This is a genomic window from Bradyrhizobium sp. WSM3983 (genome assembly GCF_000473045.1).
Taxonomy (GTDB): Bacteria; Pseudomonadota; Alphaproteobacteria; order Rhizobiales; family Xanthobacteraceae; genus Bradyrhizobium.
In genome coordinates, this window is the sequence record NZ_AXAY01000006.1 from 219372 (window position 1) to 237471 (window position 18100).

Consider the following 18100-nt stretch of genomic DNA (forward strand, 5'->3'; position numbering starts at 1 on the left):
TCTGCAGGTTCACTAAAGCATCATGGTTGCACCCCTGAAAGTGGGCATAGCGGGGCTCGGCACCGTGGGCGCCGAAGTTGTCCGTTTGATCGAAACGCAGGCGCGCGTGCTCGCGGGCCGCAGCGGCCGCGGCATTCGCGTTGTCGCCGTCACCGCGCGCTCGAAGGCCAAGAAGCGCAGCATCGATCTGCGCGGCGTCGAATGGGCCAAGGATCCGATGGCGCTCGCCACGCATCCCGGCATCGACTGTTTTGTCGAGCTGATGGGCGGCGCCGGCGATCCCGCGCTGTCGGCGGTCGAAGCTGCGTTGAGCGCCGGCAAGTCCGTCGTCACCGCCAACAAGGCGCTGCTCGCCAAGCACGGTCTGAAGCTTGCCAAGGCCGCCGAAAAGCATGGCGGTGCGCTGAATTTCGAGGCAGCCGTCGGCGCCGCGATCCCTGTCATCAAGACGTTACGCGAAGGTCTTGCGGGAACCGGCATCGATCGCGTCTACGGCATCCTCAACGGCACCTGCAATTACATCCTGACCCGGATGGAGCAGGAGGGCCTGTCTTTCGCCGAGTGCCTCAAGGACGCGCAGCGGCTCGGCTATGCCGAGGCCGATCCGTCCTTCGATGTCGACGGCCACGACACCGCGCAGAAACTCGCCATTCTTGCCAGCCTGGCATTCGGCACGAAAGTTGCTCAAAGCGCGGTGTATGTCGAAGGTATCTCCTCCATCGCGCCGGAAGATCTGCGCGCCGCTGACGATCTCGGTTACCGGCTCAAGCTGCTCGGCGTTGCCGTTCGCACCGCCACGGGCATCGAGCAGCGTGTGCATCCGACCATGGTTCCAAAAACCTCCTCGATCGCGCAGGTGATGGGTGTCACCAATGCGGTCACCATCGATGGCGAGGGCATTCCGCCGATCACGCTGGTCGGTCCCGGCGCCGGCGGTGCTGCGACCGCATCCGCCGTCGTCGCCGATATCGCCGATGTTGCGCGCGGCATCCGCGCCAATCCATTCGGCCGGCCGATCGCGCAGCTGCACGACACCAAGAAGGCGCCGATGGAGCGGCACGAGGGCGGCTACTACATCCGCCTTCTGGCGCGCGATTTCCCGGGCACCGCGGCTGCGATCGCAACCCGGCTCGCCGAGCAGAAAATTTCGATCGAGTCGATCGTGCAGCGCCATCCCAATGGCGGCGCTGCGTCCCCCGATGGCAAGGCGGTCCCAGTGCCCGTCATCCTGATCACCTATGCCACGCATGAGGACGCGGTGCGCCGCGCGCTCGCCGCCGTGCAGAAGGACAAAGTGATCAGCGGGCGGCCGCAAGTCATCAGGATCGAGAAGAACTAAAGCATGACCCGGAAAAGTGTGAAGCGGTTTTCCGATAAGGTCATGCTCAAATAATGACACGGTTCGAACGAACTGTGGGTGTTACGAGTTGATGCGGACGGAGATGTCCGTCCCAAACGTTTCGAAGGAGTGAGCCGATGTCGACCCATATTTCAGTGCCGCCGCATGCGCTGCTCGAACGCATTCTCACGCTGGAGATCGTGCGCGTGACGGAGCGGGCGGCGGTGTCGTCGGCGCGGCTGCGCGGGCACGGGCAGGAGAAGGCCGCCGACCAGGCTGCCGTCGATGCCATGCGTCGCGAGCTCAACAAGCTGCCGATCCAGGGTACCATCGTGATCGGCGAGGGCGAGCGCGACGAGGCGCCGATGCTCTTCATCGGCGAGAAGGTTGGCATGAACGCCGGCCCGGAAGTCGATATCGCGGTCGACCCGCTCGAAGGCACCACGCTGTGCGCCAAGAACATGCCGGGCTCGATCGCCACCATGGCGATGGCCGACGGCGGCACGCTGCTGCACGCCCCCGACGTCTACATGCAGAAGCTCGCGATCGGTCCGGGCTACGACAAGGGCGTCGTCGAACTCGATGCGACACCGGCCGACAACGTCCACCGCCTTGCCAAGGCCAAGGGTGTCAAGCCTGATGGCATCACGGTGCTGGTGCTCGACCGTCCGCGCCATGCCAGCATCATCGAGAGCGTGCGCTCGACGGGAGCTGCCGTGCGCCTGATCACCGACGGCGACGTCGCCGGCGTGATCCACTGCGCCGATCCCGATAACACCGGCGTCGACATGTATCTCGGCACCGGCGGTGCGCCGGAAGGCGTGCTCGCGGCAGTGGCGCTGCGTTGCATCGGCGGCCAGATGCAGTGCCGCCTGATCCTCGATTCCGACGAGAAGCGCGAGCGCGCCGCCAAGATGGGCGTCAACGATCCCAAGATGATCTACGGCATCGAGGACATGGCGCGCGGCGACTGCCTGTTCGCGGCCACCGGCGTCACCACGGGCTCGCTGCTCTCGGGCGTCAAGTTCCGCAAGGACGGCGTGATCGAGACCGAGACAGTGGTGATGCGCTCCGTCACCGGCACCGTGCGCTACATCAAGGCCGAGCACCGCGAGCTCGCGAAGTTCCATTTGGATTGACGCCGCGACTATCCCACGAGAGATCATTTGGCTGGTGCCGCCCGGCGCCCGCCGCGGGTGGACTATGAATGGGCATCTAATCCATCGAGTGTCCGGTTACGGGCTGCGGAGCGGCGCCGGCGAAAACATGAACACATCACATAGAGTCAGAGCAAGCTTGACCGCCTCTTGAAGGCGGCCAACTTCCTGTGACCAAGGCAGGAGAAGAGACCTCGCGGATGCGGTGTCTCCGCTCGCGAGTGCACGGCGCGCGATCGTGTCCGCCTTGGCATAGGCGTCGGTCGTGAGCATTCCAGATAGCGCGCTCGAAAGGCCGTTATCGAAGCTCTCGAGGCGAACTTCCGAAACGTAATGATCTGGCCTTAGCCTGATCTGATTTTCGGCCTGTGCCGGATCGAAAAGCCCGACTTTGCCCAACATGACCAGCAGTGGATGATGCCGGGCGATCGAGGTAGGAATGATCTCGTAAGTCTTGAGCCTCTTGGATCGGTCCTGAACAGATGAGAATGAAATGACCGGCCCGATGTTGAAGCGCGAGTTGCGGTAGAGCACGCCAACACGATGATCGACCTCGGTGTCGGCCTCAAACACCGCGCCGCTCTTGATCTCGGTGTCGAGGCCGTTTGCGATAAGATATGACGAAAGCTGGGCAACGCGGACGGTGACAACGTGCTCATCAAGCCCATCCACCTCAAATTCGATCTCGCGTCCCGTGAATGCTGACAATCCTACCGTGTAGGCTCCGATGGTCTCGCCGGAACGGTACGGAACGATTTCCATCCACAGACTGTACGGGTGATCTGGAAACGGATCGAACGAGCGGCGCGACTGCTCCAACCACGCCTCGGGAGAGCGGCCAACTTTTCCACACCAGACGACGCCGAGACAGCCTTGCAGCGCTTCGAGCACGCCGCCGACAAAGGCCGTCGTGAGGCGCGTACTCTCGTCGAACGAAAGCGCTTTCGTCTCTGCATTGTTTTCGGCGGAGCCCATCGCCGAGATCACGAGGTGCGCGCGATGGCGTCCGTCGGCGTCGAAAGGTTCGGGCCATACCCAGGAGGCATGCCGCCACAATTGCTGATCGAAGGGCATGGGCGCAGGCATCAAGAGGATGGTCATAAGATGATCATCGGCGCGGATGAACATCGGACCGTCCGTGTCGTTACTTCGTGCAACTGGGCTGCGATCCCACCTTTTGCCGGGATGACGCACGCGTAAGGTCTCGATCAAGGCTGCCTCATCCGGGAGGCCGGCATTCTCGAGTAATACAAATGCAACAGGGATGGTCATGGCAGATGCGCTTGCACCCCGATCGGTTGAGGCCGGTCATCTCGCCCGTCTCAGGCGTGCTTGATGTGGCGGGCCAGCGCTATTGTTGCACGGAAAGGATCATGCTTTAAAGCCCTCGATCTGAGCGGAGCCAACCGGGGCGCGAGAACTCAACGGAGCAATGCATGACCACAAATTCCGATCTCTCCGCCGTCAAAGCCCTCGTCTTCGACGTGTTCGGCACCGTCGTCGACTGGCGCACCAGCCTGATCACCGACTTCATGTGGTGGGGGAAGGGCCGCGGCATCAGCGCCGACTGGACCGCGCTGGTCGACGGCTGGCGCGGCATGTACATGGCTTCGATGGATGACGTGCGCCAGCACCCCGAGCGCGGCTACATCATGTTGGATAATCTGCACCGCCGCTCGTTGGAAAGGCTGGTCGAGAAGTTTGCGATCAAGGGCCTCACCGAAGCCGATCTCGATCATCTCAACAAGGGCTGGCACCGCCTCAACCCCTGGCCGGACAGCGTCGCCGGCCTGACCCGGCTGAAGACGAAATTCGTGATCTCGCCGCTGTCGAACGGCAACGTCGCGCTGCTCACCAACATGGCGAAATTCGCAGGGCTGCCGTGGGACCTCGTGATGTCGGCCGAGCTGTTCGAGCACTACAAGCCCGATCCCGAAACCTATCTCGGCGCCGCAAAGCTGCTTGGCCTCAAGCCGGAGCAGGTGATGATGGTCGCCGCGCACAATGGCGATCTCGCCGCCGCGCAGAAGTACGGCTTGAAGACCGCCTTCGTCGCGCGGCCGACCGAGTATGGCCCGTTGCAGAAGGTTGATTTCGAAGCCACCGGCAATTGGGACATCGTCGCCAAGGATTTTGGCGGCATCGCCGACAGGTTGGGGTGCTAGCCAAAGCGGGCGAGCCATGGCGTTCCCTCGGAGACAAAACGACCGCTTATGTCATTGAACGAGCGTGCCGCGCTGCTCCCATGGTCCCGGGTTGAGAACCGCGCCGTTGACCTTGCCTGCAGCATCACGAACGAACGCGATCCGCGTATGATCGCCACCCTCGACGTAGAATTCATCCCTTGAAAGAGCCGCCACAGGCGTCGGCTCGCCCTTGTCGAAATCCAGGATCGACCAGGCGCCCGCTGCCTCGACGACGAGCCTGCCGTCCGTGATGCGGATTCGAAGCGCGACACTGTGCGAGGGGACCGCCTCTCGGGCAAAGGCGACAACGACCGGATCGCTCTGCGTCTCGCGGATGATTTTGAGCTTGATCTTGGCGTTGACCGGACCTGGAATCCGGCGAAGTGCCGCTTCCAGGGTCAGGCCCCGGATCGAGGCGTCGTCGATGGCTGTGATGAGGTCTCCCGCCAGAACGCCCGCTCTGGCGGCGGGGCCTCCTTCAACTGGTCTGATCACCCTGAGGCCATCGGTCTCCACGGCAACGGACTTGAGGCCGATCCAGCCGTTACCGTCGGCGACCAATATCTGTCGGTCCAGCGAACTTGCGGATCCGCCGAAATCGTAACGCCCGACATAGTCGGTAAGCGGGGCGGGGTTCGATGGCTGCGACGTAGGTGGCGCGGCGACTTCAGGAACCTTCAACGCTGCATAGGGCAGGCGCCGGATGGCGTTGAAATAGAAACCGTTGTCCCTGTACTGCGGCCGCTGCATCAGCAACAGGAGGATCAGCTTCTGCGCGGGATCGACTGAGAAAAACGTACCCCAGCTTCCCTGCCAGTTGAAGCTGCCGACCGCGCCTGGGATCATGCTGAAATCCGGATTGGTGCGAATGGCGAAGCCGAGCCCCCAACCGGTCCCAAAAGCGGGACCGGCTTCGTGTCCCGCGACGTGCATGTCCGATGGCAGCGAGTTCGTCATCATCAGCCGGACCGTTTCGGGTCTCAAAATGCGCGCCCCGTCAAGCTCGCCCTCGTTGAGCAGCATCTGGCAGAAACGCAGGAGATCAGGAGCCGTCGAAACGATCCCTCCGCCGCCCGAAAAGAACGTTGGCGGCTTCGTGACGTCCCCATCCGAAAGAGGTGCGGACTGTGCGCCCGGTACGGCGACGAGACGGGCGAGTTTGTCTTCCGGCACATAGAAGCCGGTGTCGACCATATGAAGCGGCGCGAACAGGCGGCTTTGCAGAAACTGGTCGAATGTCTGGCCCGACACGACTTCAATCACACGTCCGAGAACATCGTAACCGATCGCATACTCCCAGACTTCGCCCGGCTGGTGCAGAAGCGGGAGTGTGCCGAGGCTTGCGACGAAGGAAGCGATGGGCTTGTCGCGTCGGAACGGCGCCCTGGCACCGTAAAGCACGTGTATCGCAGTATTGCCAAATCCGGGATCGGCATAGTCAGCCATCGCATAAACGAGGCCGGACGTGTTGCGCAGGAGATCCCGAATGGTCATCGCCCGCTTCGCCGGTTCAAAAATCTTCCGCGCAAGATCCGAGAGGATCGGATCCCCCGTGACCGGATCCTTTTTGACGACCTGCATATCGCTTAGCTCCGGCAAATATTGCGCCACGGGCGCGTCGAGGTCGAGCTTGCCTTCGTCGACCAGCATCATGGTCGCGACGCTGGTGATTTGCTTGGACATCGAACCGATGCGAAAGATCGAATCCGTCCGCATCGGAATCGTTTTGTCGTGGTCCGCGAAGCCAATGGGTTGCAGATAGGCGAGCTTGCCACCCCGGGCGACCGCAACGACAAAACCGGAAGGGTCGCCCTTTTTGGTCTGGGCCTCGAACCAGGAGGTCATGCGCGCCAATCGCCGCGCCGAAAAGCCGAGACCGTCGGGATCACCGACGGTCTGCAAATCGTCGGCATGGGCCACACCACCGAGACAAAGCATGAGCGCCGCCAAGCATGATGCCTGGATGAGTTTCATGGGGAGCCTCTCAGACGATCCTAAAAGCCGCAGTCCCATATTGCGCCTCGGCAAGACCTGGCAATGACAGGGGGAGGAAAGCACCGCATCTGCTACGAGTTGTAACGTTATGTTTGATCACGGGTAATGTCAACGCCAGACAGCTTCTCCGCGAGGTCCATGTCGGCATCTTCTGATCACAGCTCGGCGGCAAGCTGCGCCACCTGCTCGCGCAGCCAGCTGTGCGCCGGATCGTGATCGTAGGACGCATGCCATAGCAACGACACCGTGACCTCACGCAGCTCCATGGGGAGGGGGCTGAGGCTCAGCCCGAGTTCGGCGGCGAAGCGGCGCGCCAGTCGCGACTGCATGATGACGATGACGGGCGCGCGCGCGACCAGCCAGGGGACGGTCAGGAATCGAGGCGTCGTAAGCGCGATCGATCGGATCAGCCCGAGCTTGTCCAAGGCTTCGTCGACAATGCCGCGCACGCTGCGTCCGGGCCTCAGGCTGGTCAGCAAGTGGGGGAGCCGCACATAATCCTCAAGCGAGATCGGCGCTGTGATCCCCGTCTTCTCGGCATTGAACATGCAGACATAGCTGTCGGTGAAGAGCTTGCGGCGCTTGTGGTGGACTTGGCCCTGCTGGAAGGCGTCATAGCCGATGGCAATATCCATCTCATCTGAATCGAGATCATCGAGCAGCCGCGAGGCATCGAAATTGTAGAGCCTGAGGTGAATGCCGGGTGCGACCTCGCGCATGCGCGCGAGCAGCGCCGGCATGAACAGGATTTCCATGCTGTCCGGCAGTCCGAACCTGAAGGTCCGCACCGCCGTCGCGGGATCGAACGGCTGCTCGCGCGATACGAGCGCCTCGACCTGCGCCAGCATGGCCTGCACCGGATCGAGGAGGATCGCCGCACGTGGCGTGAGGCGCATCCCTGTAGGCCCCCGCGTCAGCAGTTCGTCGGAGAACAACTCCCGCAGGCGCGCGAGGTTATGGCTCATCGCCGATTGGCCGATGCCGACGCGGGCAGCCGCCCGCGTGACGCTTCGTTCGGTCAGCAGCGCACTGAGATGCACAAGCAAGTTCAAGTCGACGCGACCGAGATTGACAGTATCGATACCCATTATCGACCCCATCTGTTTGATCAATAGACATAGGCCGACCATGTCCTGCCGCAAGAGAGCTGACGAGCGTCCCGCTCATCGCCCAAGCCAACGGAGAGTCCTATGTCGATCCGCAACACGCTTCTCGCCGCCGTCTTCACCATCGCCTCGTTTGGGGTCGCCCACGCCAACGGCCTGCGGCCGATCGAGGCGAAGAGCATCGATCTCGGCGAAGTCTCCGGCGTCGCCTACTACACCGTCGAGCCTGATGGATTCCGCGTCGTCACCACGCTTGCGCAGGGCGAGGCGGGCACCCCGATCCGCTTCGTGTCGGTGCTGGCGCCCGGCCAGCGCGTGGTTCTTTCGACACCGGCCCAGGCGAGTGCGCTCGAGATCAGCCGGAGCGGGGACACCCTGCTCGTCCGCAAGACCAGCGCGATCTCCAACTGAAATCCGGGAGCGAGAGATGTCCACGATCCGCCTTCATGCGACGACCACTCTAACACCCGAGCAGTATATCGCCGGGCTCACCGACTTCGGGCCCGGCCGCTCAAGATTCTTTGGCAACAGCGGCGATGAAGATCTCAGGATTCATCATCTCGGCCTCACCGATGCCGACGTGACGGAAGGCTCGCGAGGGATCTGGGAGCGGCTGCGTTACGACTGGTCCAATCCCAACCGCGTTGTCCTGACCACGACTGATTCCAACGTGTGGGGAGGCGCCTCGGGCCACATTTATACGTTTCTGCGCCGGACTGACGGCATGACCGACATCGACGTGGTTGTCGTCCGCGAGGGCAAGAATCTCAAAGGCTGGATTCTGGGCCTTGTACTCGGCAGCATCGGCAAAGGCGTTCTGGAGCGCGCGTTCGCAAACTCGGTCCAGGCACTCGAGCGACGGAATGTCGTTCCCGGGCGTTTTGACAAAGTAGCTGTTTAGTCAAAAAGCCCAATCGGATTGCACTGAGTTCAATGTTCTCATTGATCCGAACTACATATCGGATCATTGTTCGGCCAAACGGCAAATTGCACCGGGCGTGCGTGCTCGGTGGCAGCGGAGCGACGACAATGCACCTCAGTTTTTTCGATCTGTTTCTGGCGTTCCTCGGATTGACCTTTGGAGTGCCCTCAGCGCTGCCCGGCGTGTTTTTTGGCAGCAAGGACAATCCCCGGCCCAGGTCGCAGGCGGACTGAACGCGCTGTCCGGAGCATCGCGACGGATTGCACGTGACGAATTTGGAGGCAAGCAGGTGGACCTCACAGTCTCGACTATCCTCATCGCCTTTGCCGGCGTGTTCCTGATCTGCTTCATGAAGGGCGCATTCGGCGGCGGATTCTCGATCGTTGGCATTCCGCTGCTGTCGTTCGTGATGGATCCGGTGACGGCCGGCGGCCTGCTCGCGCCGCTGTTCATTGCGATGGATTTGTTCGCGCTGCGCTACTGGAAGCCCTCGACCTGGTCCAAGCCGGACCTCGTGTTGTTGTTGCCCGGGCTCGTGGTCGGCATCGGTCTCGGCTATGTCCTGTTTCGCGTGCTGGATCACCGCGCCGTTGCCATCGTGATGGCGGTCGTCACCTTGATCTTCGTCGGCTTGTGGTTTTTCAGCGATCCCAAGGTGACCATCAGGCCGCGTTCGACGCCGAAGGCGATGGCGGCCGGTCTTGCTTCAGGCGTCACCACCATGGTCGCGCATTCCGGCGGACCGCCGTTGGCGATGTATCTCCTGCCGCTCGGCTTCAGCAAGGAGGTCTATGCGGGGACGACGAGCCTGTTCTTCACCGTCGGCAATGCCACCAAGGCGGTGCCGTGGCTATTGCTGGTGCGGCCGGCCGGCAATGTCTGGATCGTGATGGCGATCTGCCTGCTCGCCATTCCCTCCGGCGTCTGGCTCGGCTGGCGGCTGCACGGAAGGCTCGACCAGCAGAAGATCTACCGGGCCTGCTACGGACTGCTGGTCGTTACCGCGTTGAAGCTCTTATGGGATGGCGTTTCCGGCTATCTCGCATGAGACACTCTGGCGTCGATGCTCAAATCCTGCCGAACGCGACCGTCGCCGTGTCGTAGCTGCCGTCGCCCATCGTGCCGGCTTCAAAGATGCCGTGCTTTTCGATCCAGTGGCCTCGCAAACCGATGGCGTCGCGACCTTGCCCGCCAACCTCGCCGCCATTTTCGCCGAGCCGCTCGGAATGATCGTGTTCAGGACACCGGTTGCGCTACCGCGGATCGAGATCGCGCAATATTGGCATGAGCGCTACCATCGCGATCTCGCTCACCGCTGGCTGCGCTCGATCACGCTCGATCTGTTCGGCAATCGCGCCTAGCCGGAGAGGATGCGTGCGCGCGCTCGTCGATGCGCAGGCCGGTTGCCGTCGAAGGAAGCGATGATGGTCACCGCAGGGCTGGCGGCAATCGCGGCGTTGTCGCGACGAATGTGGATCTGTTGGAGAGTTCCGACCACCATGCGCCGAGCCTGGGGTACTTCTGAAGAAGCGCTCTGCCTTCCTCGGCCAGCACAAAGTAGCCGACCATCGGCGCGAGATGGATGTCAGCCAGGGACAGTTGATTGCCGCAGAGCCATGGCCCCTCGCCAGCAATGCTCTCCAATGCAGCGAGCACCCTTGGCGCGGCTTCGAGGCCTCTCTGAAACTCACTCTCATCCACCGGTCGGCTCATGCGCGGCCTGAAAACCCCGTGCGAAAAGACCTGCCTGACCAGAGGCCAGTAGGCGTAGCTGTCGACGATCGACATGATCTGATTGCAGCGTGCCCGTTCTCTCGGCTCCACGGGCTGAAGCTTGGGACCTTCGAAGGCTTCATCCACGTAGCGTGTGATGGGGCCTGTCTCATAGAGGACGAACCCAGCGTGAGTTAGCGCGGGCACGCGCTTGAAGGGATGCATCGCGAGATAGCTTGCAGGGATATCCTCCGCGAAGGGATTTACCTCGATCCAATCATACGCCACGCCCTTTTCATGGAGCGCCAGGCGGACGATCCACGAATAGACGCTATATTGGTAGCCGTGCAGTTCGGTCGCCATGCAACACTGTCCTGCCACGATCAGGATGGTCCGATCCTTCCAAGCTTACAGGGCCCCGCGAGTTCTGGCGAGGATCCGGGCGACGCCCTCACGCGATCTTCAGCGTGGGCTCGCTCGCCTCCGTCTCCGCAAACCCCGCCTGCAACACCTCTTCGCGCTTGTGGCGCAGATGCGCGCGCAGGATGTGGGAGAGGCCGGCGCCGTCGCGGCGCTGCAGCGCGTTCAGGATGGCTTCGTGCTCGCTGACGGCAAACGCCCAGCGCTGCGGCGTCATCGGCGTCACGTAGCGGGCGCGGCGGATGCGCGCGGTCACGGACGCATAGAGCCCCGCGAGCACGGGATTGCCGGCCGCGTTGACGATCCCCTCGTGGATGGCGCGGTTGCCGCGATAGTACTGGATCAGATCGCCCTCTCGATAATGCCGCACCATCTCCGCATGCGCGGCGGCTAGCGCGCCGATCTCGGCGTCGGTGATGCGCTCGCAGGCGAGCTCGCCGGCCAGCGCTTCGAGGCCCTGGCAGACCTCGAACAGGTCGCGCACGTCCTTGTCGGTCAGTTTTGCTGCGCGCGAGCCGCGATGGGGCAGGAGCTGCACCAGGCCCTCGGCAGCCAGCACCTTGAGCGCTTCGCGCAGCGGCGTGCGCGAGATGTCGAGCCGCTCGCACAGCTCGCGCTCTGGGATCCGCGCGCCCGGCGGAATCTCGCCGTCGAGCAGAATGTCGCGGATACGGCCGACGACCTCTTCATGCAGCATGGGATATCTCTAGTTTTGAATGCAAAATTGGTTCAATAGACGAAAGTCAGGCAAATATATCTTGAAATTCCCAAATTTTGCATTCAAAAATACAAAAACAGTTGGGGGCGAGGAAATGGACCAGGGCGCAGCAGCGGACGACCTCGCTTTTGAATGCAGGGACGGCATCGGGCGGATCACCTTCAACCGTCCGCAGGCGCGCAACGCCTTCACCTTCGCCATGTACGAGCGGCTCGCCGCCATTTGCGAGCAGGCCAACGACGATCGCTCCATCAAGGTGCTGGTGCTGCGCGGGGCTGGCGACAAGGCCTTTGCCTCGGGCACCGACATCAACCAGTTCCGCGAATTCAAGACACCGCAGGACTCCATCGACTACGAGAACCGGATCGATCGGGTGCTGACTTCGCTCGAGCAATGCCGGGTGCCGACGATCGCGGCGATCAACGGCTTCTGCACCGGCGGCGGGGCGGGCATCGCAGCCGCCTGCGACCTGCGCATCGGGACCCGCAGCGCGAAGATCGGCTTTCCCATCGCACGGACGCTCGGCAACTGCCTGTCGATGTCCAATGTCAGTCGTCTTACCGCTCTGATTGGCGCGGCACGCGTCAAGGATTTGATCTTCACCGCGCGCCTGGTCGATGCCGCGGAGGCCGCCGGCGTCGGGCTGCTCGGCGAGGTCGTCGACGATCTCACAGCGCTCGACAAGCGCGCCGACGAGGTCGCGCGCCTCGTCGCCAGCCACGCACCGCTGACGCTCAACGCAACCAAGCAGGCGGTGGCCCGCCTGCAACGGCGGCTGACCCGGGACGAGGGCGAAGACCTCATTCTGATGTGCTACACGAGCCAGGATTTTCGCGAAGGGCTCGATGCTTTCCTCAACAAGCGCGCCCCGCAGTGGCGCGGTCAATAGGACGCCCGGATGCAATCGCAATCCACTTCGCGCCGCGCAGGCCCGCTCGCCGGCCTCAAGGTCATCGATCTCACCCACGTCATGGCGGGGCCGACCTGCACGTTGATGCTCGCCGACATGGGCGCAGACGTCATCAAGATCGAGAAATGGCCGAATGGCGATGACACCCGCCATTCCGTGTCGCCAAAGATCGGGGACGAGGCCGCCTCGTTCCTGATGATGAACCGCAACAAGCGCGGCATTGTGCTGGATCTGAAGACCGACGGCGGCAAAAAGGTACTGCGGCGGCTGATCGCCGACGCCGACGTGCTGGTCGAGAACTTTGCGCCGGGCGCGATGGAACGTCTGGGCTTCGGCTATGAAGAGCTGCACAGGAAGTTTCCGGCGCTGATCTATTGCTCCCTGTCGGGCTTCGGCCGCACCGGTCCCTACAAGCACCGCCGCGGGTTTGACCTCGTCGCGCAGGCCATGAGCGGCATCATGAGCTTTACGGGCGAACGCCCGGACGGTCCGCCCGTGAAATGCGGGCCGCCGCTGTCGGATATCACTGCCGGCCTGCTCGCGAGCATGGGCATCCTCGCCGCCTACACGCATCGTCTCAAGACTGGCGAAGGGCAGTGGGTCGAGACCTCGCTCTACGAGGCGGCGCTGGTGCAGACCTATTGGCAATCGACCATCGCGCTCGCCGCCGGCACGGCGCCGCGCGCGATGGGCTCGGCCCATCCGCTCAACGCGCCGTATCAGGCCTTTGAGGCTTCCGACGGCTGGCTCGTGGTCGGCGGCGCCAACAAGAAGCACTGGCTGTTGATGCTGGAAGCGCTCGGCGCGAGCGAGCTCGCCGCCGATCCGCGCTTCGTCAACGGCGCCGACCGCATGGCGAATTTGAAGGAGCTTGAAGCCGTCCTCAGCGCGCGCTTCCGCACCCAGACGCGCGCGCATTGGCTCGCGGCACTCGACGAGAAGGGCGTGCCCTGCGGCCCCGTGCACGACATGCTGGAGGCGCTCAGCGATCCGCAGACGCTGGCGCGCGAGATGGTCGTCGAGGTCGAGCATTCCACGCTCGGTCCGGTCAAGACGATCGGGCTGCCGGTCAAATTCTCGGAGACGCCCGGCAAGGTCGTGTCGGGCGCGCCCGTCTATGGCGAGCACACACGCGAGGTGCTGGCCGAGCACGGGTTCGACGAAAAGCAAATCGAAGCGCTCGAACAAGAAGGCGCTATCGTCTCGGCATCCAGGGAGCGCAGGGAACGCGTCGCCTGAACGGACGTCGAGACGACTGATCAAACAAAACAGAAGAATCAGTTGGAGGAAATCATGCGTGGGACGTCTTTATTCCTGTCCGTCAGTGCGGCCGTTGTCGCAGGCAGCGCGCCGGCGCTCGCGGCCTGGCAGCCGCAGAAGCCGATCGAGTTCGTGGCAACCGCAGGCCCCGGCGGCGGCACCGACAATATCGCCCGCGCGGTGCAGAACATCATCACCAAGTACAAGCTGACGGATCAGCCGATCGTCGTCGTCAACAAGGGCGGCGGCAGCGGCGCCGAGGGCTATGTCTACGGCAAGGCGTCAGCCGGCGATCCCTACAAGGTGATTTTCGGCACTTCGAACGCCTGGCAGCAGCCGCTCGTCTCCAAGGTTGCCTTCAACTATACCGATCTCACCCCGATCGCTGCGATGGCGCAGGACGAGTTCCTGCTTTGGGTGAAACAGGACGCGCCCTACAAGACGGCGGGCGACTATCTGAAGGCGGCTGCGTCCGGCGAGTTCAAGATGGGCGGTGCGCAGTCAAAGGACACCGACGAGGTCCTGACCCGCATGATCGAGAAGGTCGGTCACGTCAAGCTGACCTACATTCCCTTCAAGAGCGGCGCCGAAACCGCTGTGCAGCTTGCCGGCGGACATCTCGACTCCCACGTCAACAATCCCAGCGAAAGCCTCGGGCAGTGGCGCGGCGGCACGCAGCGCCCGCTGTGTGTCTTCAGTCCGAAGCGGCTGCCGCAGGGCGCCAAGGTCACGGCAACCGAGGGCTGGGGCGACGTGCCGACCTGTGCCGAGCAGGGCCTCGACATCAAGCAATACGAGCAGCCGCGGACGGTCTGGCTGCCCGGCAAGGTCACGCCGGAGCAGGCCGCCTACTTCGTCGATCTCATGAAGAAGGTGCAGGCGACGCCGGAATGGAAGGACTACATCGAGAAGAGCTCGCAGATCGACACGTTCCTCACCGGTGCGGACTTCGACAAGTTCATCAAGGAGGATCTCGAGCACGTCAAACAGGTCGCGAGCGAGCAGGGCTGGCTGGTCAAGTGAGGCGGGGCTGGCCTCAAACTCCTCTGTCGTCCCGGCGAAGGCCGGGACCCATACCGCGTGATCTTTCGAGAAGTGTAGGTCGTTGTACCGTTGTGGATTCGAGTCTTCGTCAAACTCCTCCCTGGGGTTATGGGTCCCGGCCTTCGCCGGGACGACACCGAACGCCGGGGAAACGCGTGCGCCATAACCGGCCACTGTGCGTGGCTGACCGGAGCCTTCGATGATCTCGCGACGCGCCCTCGAACTTGCGACCGCCATTCTCACCGGCAGCTTTGGCGTTGCGGTGGTGGTCCAGAGCCTGGACAACGGCATCGGCTGGTCGAGCGCGGGCGTCGATGCCGGCACATTCCCGTTCCTGACCGGCATCATCATCGTCGCTGGAAGCCTCTACAATCTGGTGCGCGGCGTTGTGCCAGTTGCGACCTTGGCAAACGTTCCGATCGCAATCACGTCCATTGAGCTGCGACGGTTGGCGGGCTTGTTCGTGCCGGCTGCGATCTTCGTCGCTGCCATCCCTCTGCTTGGGATGTATATCGCATCGGTGGCTTACATCTTCGCGGTGCTCGCGATTCCCCGGCATCAATCCGTGCTGCGTTCGGCGGTTACGGCGACGGCAACGGCGCTCGCGCTCTACGTCGTATTCGAGCGCATGTTCCAGGTGAGCCTGCCGCATGGCGCGCTCGCCGCGGCTCTCGGATTCTGAGGGAAGGGCGATGGAGAATCTCCAGGAACTCTTCCACGGCTTCACCATCGCGGTCACCGTGCCGCATCTGGCTCTGATGGCTGTCGGCGTTCTGCTCGGCATTCTCGTCGGCGTGCTGCCGGGGCTGGGTGCGCCGAACGGCGTGTCACTGCTGCTGCCACTGACCTTCGGAATGCAGCCGGTATCGGCGATCATCCTGCTCTCCAGCATGTATTGGGGCGCGCTGTTCGGCGGCTCGGTGACGTCGATCCTGTTCAACATTCCGGGCGAGCCGTCTTCGGTCGCGACGACCTTCGACGGCTATCCAATGGCGCGCGACGGCCGGCCGACCACGGCGCTCGCCACCGCCTTCGGCTCGGCCGCGTTCGGCGCGCTGGTCGGCGTCATCCTGATCACCTTCCTTGCGTCATGGGTGGCGCAGGTCGCGCTCGCCTTTGGACCGGCGGAATATTTCGCGGTCTATTTCCTCGCCTTTGCGAGCTTCGTCGGCATGGGCGGCGCGGCGCCGATCAAGACGGTGGTGGCGCTCGCGATCGGCTTTGCGATCGCCGCGATCGGCATCGACACCGTCTCCGGCAGCGTGCGCCTCACCATGGGCATCGACGAGCTGGTCAAGGGCATGAATTTCGTTGTCGCGGTCATGGGCCTGTTTGGCATCGGCGAGCTGCTGGTCGCGGTCGAGGAGGAATTCCATGCCCGCGCCGTGTCCTCGAAGATCGAGTGGCGCGAGGTGTTTCGCGCGGTCGGCCGTCTGCCGCGCCACAGTGTTGCGCTGCTGCGCAGCGCGGCGATCGGCTGCTGGATGGGGATCACGCCGGGCGGTCCGACCGCGGCATCCTTCATGAGCTACGGCATCGCACGCCGCTTCTCGCGCGGTGGCCGCTACTTTGGCACCGGTGAGGTCGAAGGCATCATTTCGCCGGAGACCGCCGATCATGCCGCCGGCACCAGCGCGCTGCTGCCGATGCTTTCGCTCGGCATTCCCGGCTCGGCGACTGCGGCGGTCATGATGGGCGGGCTGATGATCTGGGGCCTCAATCCGGGGCCGATGCTGTTCGTCGACCAGAAGGACTTTGTCTGGGGCCTGATCGCCTCGATGTATGTCGGCAACATCGTCGCGGTCGCGCTGGTGCTGCTGACCGTGCCGGTGTTCGCCGCATTGATGCGGATTCCCTTCGTGATCATAGCGCCGCTGATCGTCATCATCTGCGTCGTCGGCGCCTATTCGGTGTCGAACTCCTATCTCGACGTGGTCATGATGCTCGGCTTCGGCATCGTCGGCTATCTCTTCAAGAGGCTGTTCTATCCGCTGGCGCCGCTGGTGCTTGCCATCGTCATCGGCGACAAGGCCGAGGATGCGTTCCGGCAGTCGATGCTGATGTCGAAGGGATCGCTCGGGATCTTCTTCGCGAACAAATTGGTGACGTGCCTCGTGGTGGGCGGGATCGCGCTGCTGCTGCTTCCGCTGGTGCTGCAGCTCGCGCGTCTCTGGCGCAAACCCGCGTCGCCGGCCGCCGAGACGCCAAGCCAGGAAAAGGTGATCATATGACCGCAAAGCCGCTCATTGCGCTGGCGATGGGAGACCCCGCCGGCATCAGCCCCGAGCTGACCGCCAAGCTCGTGGCGCTGGACGAGATCCGTGCGCGCGCCCGTCTCGTCGTGATCGGCGATCGCCGCATCTTCGCCGAGGGCGCCCGCGTCGCTGGCCTCACGCCGGAGCTGGCGACGGTGGAGCAGGGCGCCGACTTTCGTGCAGCGAAGGGCGATGCGCTGTTCGTCGATCTCGGCCATCTCGATCCCCGGGACGTCGAGCCGAAAACCGCGACCCTGGCCGGCGGGACATTCGCCCTCGCGAATTACCGCCACGCGCTCGAGCTTGCCCGCGACGGTCGCGTCGATGCCGTCTGCTTCACGCCGTTCAACAAGCAGGCGATGCGGTATGCCCGCGCCGACTATGACGACGAGATCGCGTTCTCCGCGGAGATTGCCGGTCTCAAGACGCCGGCCAGCGAATTCAACGTTCTGGGCGAGCTCTGGAATGCGCGGGTCACCTCGCACATCCCGCTCAAGGACGTCGCGGCAAAGCTCTCCGGCGAACGCATCCAGCGCGCGCTCACGCTGACCGATGCCTGCATGCGCAATGCCGGCTTTGCGCGGCCGCGTATCGCGGTCGCAGGCCTCAATCCGCATGCCGGCGACGGTGGCAATTTCGGTCGCGAGGAGATCGATGTGATCGCGCCGGTGGTCGCGGCCGGCCAGCGCGATGGCATTGCCGTGGAGGGGCCGTTTCCCGCCGACACCGTGTTCCTGCGCGCCAAGGCCGGCGCCTTCGATGCGGTGCTGACGATGTATCACGACCAGGGCCAGATCGCGATGAAGCTGATGGGGTTCGATCGCGGCGTGACCCTGCTCGGTGGCTTCCCGTTTCCGATCTGCACGCCCGCGCACGGCACCGCCTACGACATCGCAGGGCAGGGCATCGCATCGACCGGCGCCAGCCGCGCCGCAGTGCTGCTCGCGGCGGAGATGGCCGGGCGGCGCATCGCCTGATTGGTAACCGGGCTTACTCACTTCAGGAAAAACTGGAAACTTCCGCCGTGGAGCCGAGTTGCCAATCCGACGAACGTCTCCTCGTCGGAGCGTCGGAG

General features: G+C 63.5%; 19 protein-coding genes. 14 read left to right on the plus strand and 5 right to left on the minus strand.

Annotated features, from left to right (window positions below; genetic code table 11):
- Window positions 1-22: 22 nt before the first annotated feature.
- Together YUA_RS0112255 and glpX are read left to right on the plus strand one after the other, a co-directional pair.
- Window positions 23-1339, plus strand: a complete 1317-nt coding sequence (locus tag YUA_RS0112255; protein WP_027530961.1) for a homoserine dehydrogenase — start codon at window positions 23-25, stop codon at window positions 1337-1339.
- A gap of 137 nt (window positions 1340-1476) precedes the next feature.
- Window positions 1477-2478 carry a class II fructose-bisphosphatase gene (glpX, locus tag YUA_RS0112260; protein ID WP_027530962.1) on the plus strand — a complete coding sequence of 334 codons (1002 nt, stop codon included), beginning with the start codon at window positions 1477-1479 and terminating at the stop codon, window positions 2476-2478.
- Window positions 2479-2574: 96 nt separating this feature from the next.
- Here the strand turns inward: glpX and YUA_RS0112265 are convergent, their stop codons facing one another.
- On the minus strand, window positions 2575-3768 hold the full coding sequence (locus YUA_RS0112265) for a hypothetical protein (RefSeq protein WP_027530963.1): 1194 nt from the start codon (window positions 3766-3768) through the stop codon (window positions 2575-2577).
- 164 nt (window positions 3769-3932) lie between these two features.
- Between YUA_RS0112265 and YUA_RS0112270 the strand changes: the two genes are divergently transcribed.
- Window positions 3933-4661: a haloacid dehalogenase type II gene (locus YUA_RS0112270; RefSeq protein ID WP_027530964.1), complete on the plus strand. Its 729-nt coding sequence runs from the start codon at window positions 3933-3935 to the stop codon at window positions 4659-4661.
- 51 nt (window positions 4662-4712) lie between these two features.
- Here YUA_RS0112270 and YUA_RS0112275 read toward each other — a convergent pair whose 3' ends face one another.
- Window positions 4713-6656 (minus strand): serine hydrolase, encoded by a 1944-nt coding sequence (locus YUA_RS0112275; RefSeq protein ID WP_035970880.1) that lies wholly within the window; start codon window positions 6654-6656, stop codon window positions 4713-4715.
- A gap of 176 nt (window positions 6657-6832) precedes the next feature.
- Window positions 6833-7765, minus strand: a complete 933-nt coding sequence (locus YUA_RS0112280) for a LysR family transcriptional regulator (protein WP_027530966.1) — start codon at window positions 7763-7765, stop codon at window positions 6833-6835.
- Between the two features lie 102 nt (window positions 7766-7867).
- Between YUA_RS0112280 and YUA_RS0112285 the strand changes: the two genes are divergently transcribed.
- The 5 genes from YUA_RS0112285 (at window position 7868) to YUA_RS0112305 (ending at window position 10066) form a co-directional block, all read left to right on the plus strand.
- Complete coding sequence (locus tag YUA_RS0112285; RefSeq protein ID WP_027530967.1) at window positions 7868-8194, plus strand: hypothetical protein; 327 nt, start codon at window positions 7868-7870, stop codon at window positions 8192-8194.
- A 16-nt stretch (window positions 8195-8210) separates the two neighbouring features.
- Window positions 8211-8684 (plus strand): hypothetical protein, encoded by a 474-nt coding sequence (locus YUA_RS43845; protein ID WP_035970882.1) that lies wholly within the window; start codon window positions 8211-8213, stop codon window positions 8682-8684.
- A 128-nt stretch (window positions 8685-8812) separates the two neighbouring features.
- A complete protein-coding gene (locus YUA_RS52295) occupies window positions 8813-8938 on the plus strand; it encodes a hypothetical protein (protein WP_256375361.1) in 126 nt (41 codons plus the stop codon).
- 56 nt (window positions 8939-8994) lie between these two features.
- Window positions 8995-9753: a sulfite exporter TauE/SafE family protein gene (locus YUA_RS0112300; protein ID WP_027530968.1), complete on the plus strand. Its 759-nt coding sequence runs from the start codon at window positions 8995-8997 to the stop codon at window positions 9751-9753.
- A gap of 91 nt (window positions 9754-9844) precedes the next feature.
- On the plus strand, window positions 9845-10066 hold the full coding sequence (locus YUA_RS0112305; protein ID WP_156947101.1) for a hypothetical protein: 222 nt from the start codon (window positions 9845-9847) through the stop codon (window positions 10064-10066).
- 67 nt (window positions 10067-10133) lie between these two features.
- On the opposite strand, the gene YUA_RS0112310 is transcribed toward YUA_RS0112305, so the two are convergent.
- Complete coding sequence (locus tag YUA_RS0112310) at window positions 10134-10781, minus strand: glutathione S-transferase family protein (protein WP_027530970.1); 648 nt, start codon at window positions 10779-10781, stop codon at window positions 10134-10136.
- An 88-nt stretch (window positions 10782-10869) separates the two neighbouring features.
- Entirely contained in the window at window positions 10870-11535 is a 666-nt protein-coding gene (locus tag YUA_RS0112315; RefSeq protein WP_027530971.1) for a GntR family transcriptional regulator, read from the minus strand.
- 115 nt (window positions 11536-11650) lie between these two features.
- Between YUA_RS0112315 and YUA_RS0112320 the strand changes: the two genes are divergently transcribed.
- The 6 genes from YUA_RS0112320 (at window position 11651) to YUA_RS0112345 (ending at window position 18002) form a co-directional block, all read left to right on the plus strand.
- Entirely contained in the window at window positions 11651-12445 is a 795-nt protein-coding gene (locus tag YUA_RS0112320; RefSeq protein WP_027530972.1) for an enoyl-CoA hydratase/isomerase family protein, read from the plus strand.
- 9 nt (window positions 12446-12454) lie between these two features.
- A complete protein-coding gene (locus YUA_RS0112325) occupies window positions 12455-13705 on the plus strand; it encodes a CaiB/BaiF CoA-transferase family protein (RefSeq protein WP_027530973.1) in 1251 nt (416 codons plus the stop codon).
- A 54-nt stretch (window positions 13706-13759) separates the two neighbouring features.
- A complete protein-coding gene (locus tag YUA_RS0112330; RefSeq protein ID WP_371259878.1) occupies window positions 13760-14749 on the plus strand; it encodes a Bug family tripartite tricarboxylate transporter substrate binding protein in 990 nt (329 codons plus the stop codon).
- A 220-nt stretch (window positions 14750-14969) separates the two neighbouring features.
- Window positions 14970-15452, plus strand: coding sequence for a tripartite tricarboxylate transporter TctB family protein (locus YUA_RS0112335; RefSeq protein ID WP_027530975.1), 483 nt, complete (start codon window positions 14970-14972; stop codon window positions 15450-15452).
- A gap of 10 nt (window positions 15453-15462) precedes the next feature.
- Window positions 15463-17001 carry a tripartite tricarboxylate transporter permease gene (locus YUA_RS0112340; protein ID WP_027530976.1) on the plus strand — a complete coding sequence of 513 codons (1539 nt, stop codon included), beginning with the start codon at window positions 15463-15465 and terminating at the stop codon, window positions 16999-17001.
- Window positions 16998-18002 (plus strand): 4-hydroxythreonine-4-phosphate dehydrogenase PdxA, encoded by a 1005-nt coding sequence (locus tag YUA_RS0112345; protein ID WP_027530977.1) that lies wholly within the window; start codon window positions 16998-17000, stop codon window positions 18000-18002. The genes YUA_RS0112340 and YUA_RS0112345 overlap by 4 nt, the downstream gene beginning before the upstream one ends.
- Window positions 18003-18100: the final 98 nt, after the last annotated feature.

Bases quoted from the DNA above. Each gene is read 5' to 3' on its own strand.
- YUA_RS0112255 (WP_027530961.1), top strand. From the start codon at position 23: ATGGTTGCACCCCTGAAAGTGGGCATAGCGGGGCTCGGCACCGTGGGC.
- glpX (WP_027530962.1), top strand. From the start codon at position 1,477: ATGTCGACCCATATTTCAGTGCCGCCGCATGCGCTGCTCGAACGCATT.
- YUA_RS0112265 (WP_027530963.1), bottom strand. From the start codon at position 3,768: ATGACCATCCCTGTTGCATTTGTATTACTCGAGAATGCCGGCCTCCCG.
- YUA_RS0112270 (WP_027530964.1), top strand. From the start codon at position 3,933: ATGACCACAAATTCCGATCTCTCCGCCGTCAAAGCCCTCGTCTTCGAC.
- YUA_RS0112275 (WP_035970880.1), bottom strand. From the start codon at position 6,656: ATGAAACTCATCCAGGCATCATGCTTGGCGGCGCTCATGCTTTGTCTC.
- YUA_RS0112280 (WP_027530966.1), bottom strand. From the start codon at position 7,765: ATGGGTATCGATACTGTCAATCTCGGTCGCGTCGACTTGAACTTGCTT.
- YUA_RS0112285 (WP_027530967.1), top strand. From the start codon at position 7,868: ATGTCGATCCGCAACACGCTTCTCGCCGCCGTCTTCACCATCGCCTCG.
- YUA_RS43845 (WP_035970882.1), top strand. From the start codon at position 8,211: ATGTCCACGATCCGCCTTCATGCGACGACCACTCTAACACCCGAGCAG.
- YUA_RS52295 (WP_256375361.1), top strand. From the start codon at position 8,813: ATGCACCTCAGTTTTTTCGATCTGTTTCTGGCGTTCCTCGGATTGACC.
- YUA_RS0112310 (WP_027530970.1), bottom strand. From the start codon at position 10,781: ATGGCGACCGAACTGCACGGCTACCAATATAGCGTCTATTCGTGGATC.
- YUA_RS0112315 (WP_027530971.1), bottom strand. From the start codon at position 11,535: ATGCTGCATGAAGAGGTCGTCGGCCGTATCCGCGACATTCTGCTCGAC.
- YUA_RS0112320 (WP_027530972.1), top strand. From the start codon at position 11,651: ATGGACCAGGGCGCAGCAGCGGACGACCTCGCTTTTGAATGCAGGGAC.
- YUA_RS0112325 (WP_027530973.1), top strand. From the start codon at position 12,455: ATGCAATCGCAATCCACTTCGCGCCGCGCAGGCCCGCTCGCCGGCCTC.
- YUA_RS0112330 (WP_371259878.1), top strand. From the start codon at position 13,760: ATGCGTGGGACGTCTTTATTCCTGTCCGTCAGTGCGGCCGTTGTCGCA.
- YUA_RS0112335 (WP_027530975.1), top strand. From the start codon at position 14,970: ATGATCTCGCGACGCGCCCTCGAACTTGCGACCGCCATTCTCACCGGC.
- YUA_RS0112340 (WP_027530976.1), top strand. From the start codon at position 15,463: ATGGAGAATCTCCAGGAACTCTTCCACGGCTTCACCATCGCGGTCACC.
- YUA_RS0112345 (WP_027530977.1), top strand. From the start codon at position 16,998: ATGACCGCAAAGCCGCTCATTGCGCTGGCGATGGGAGACCCCGCCGGC.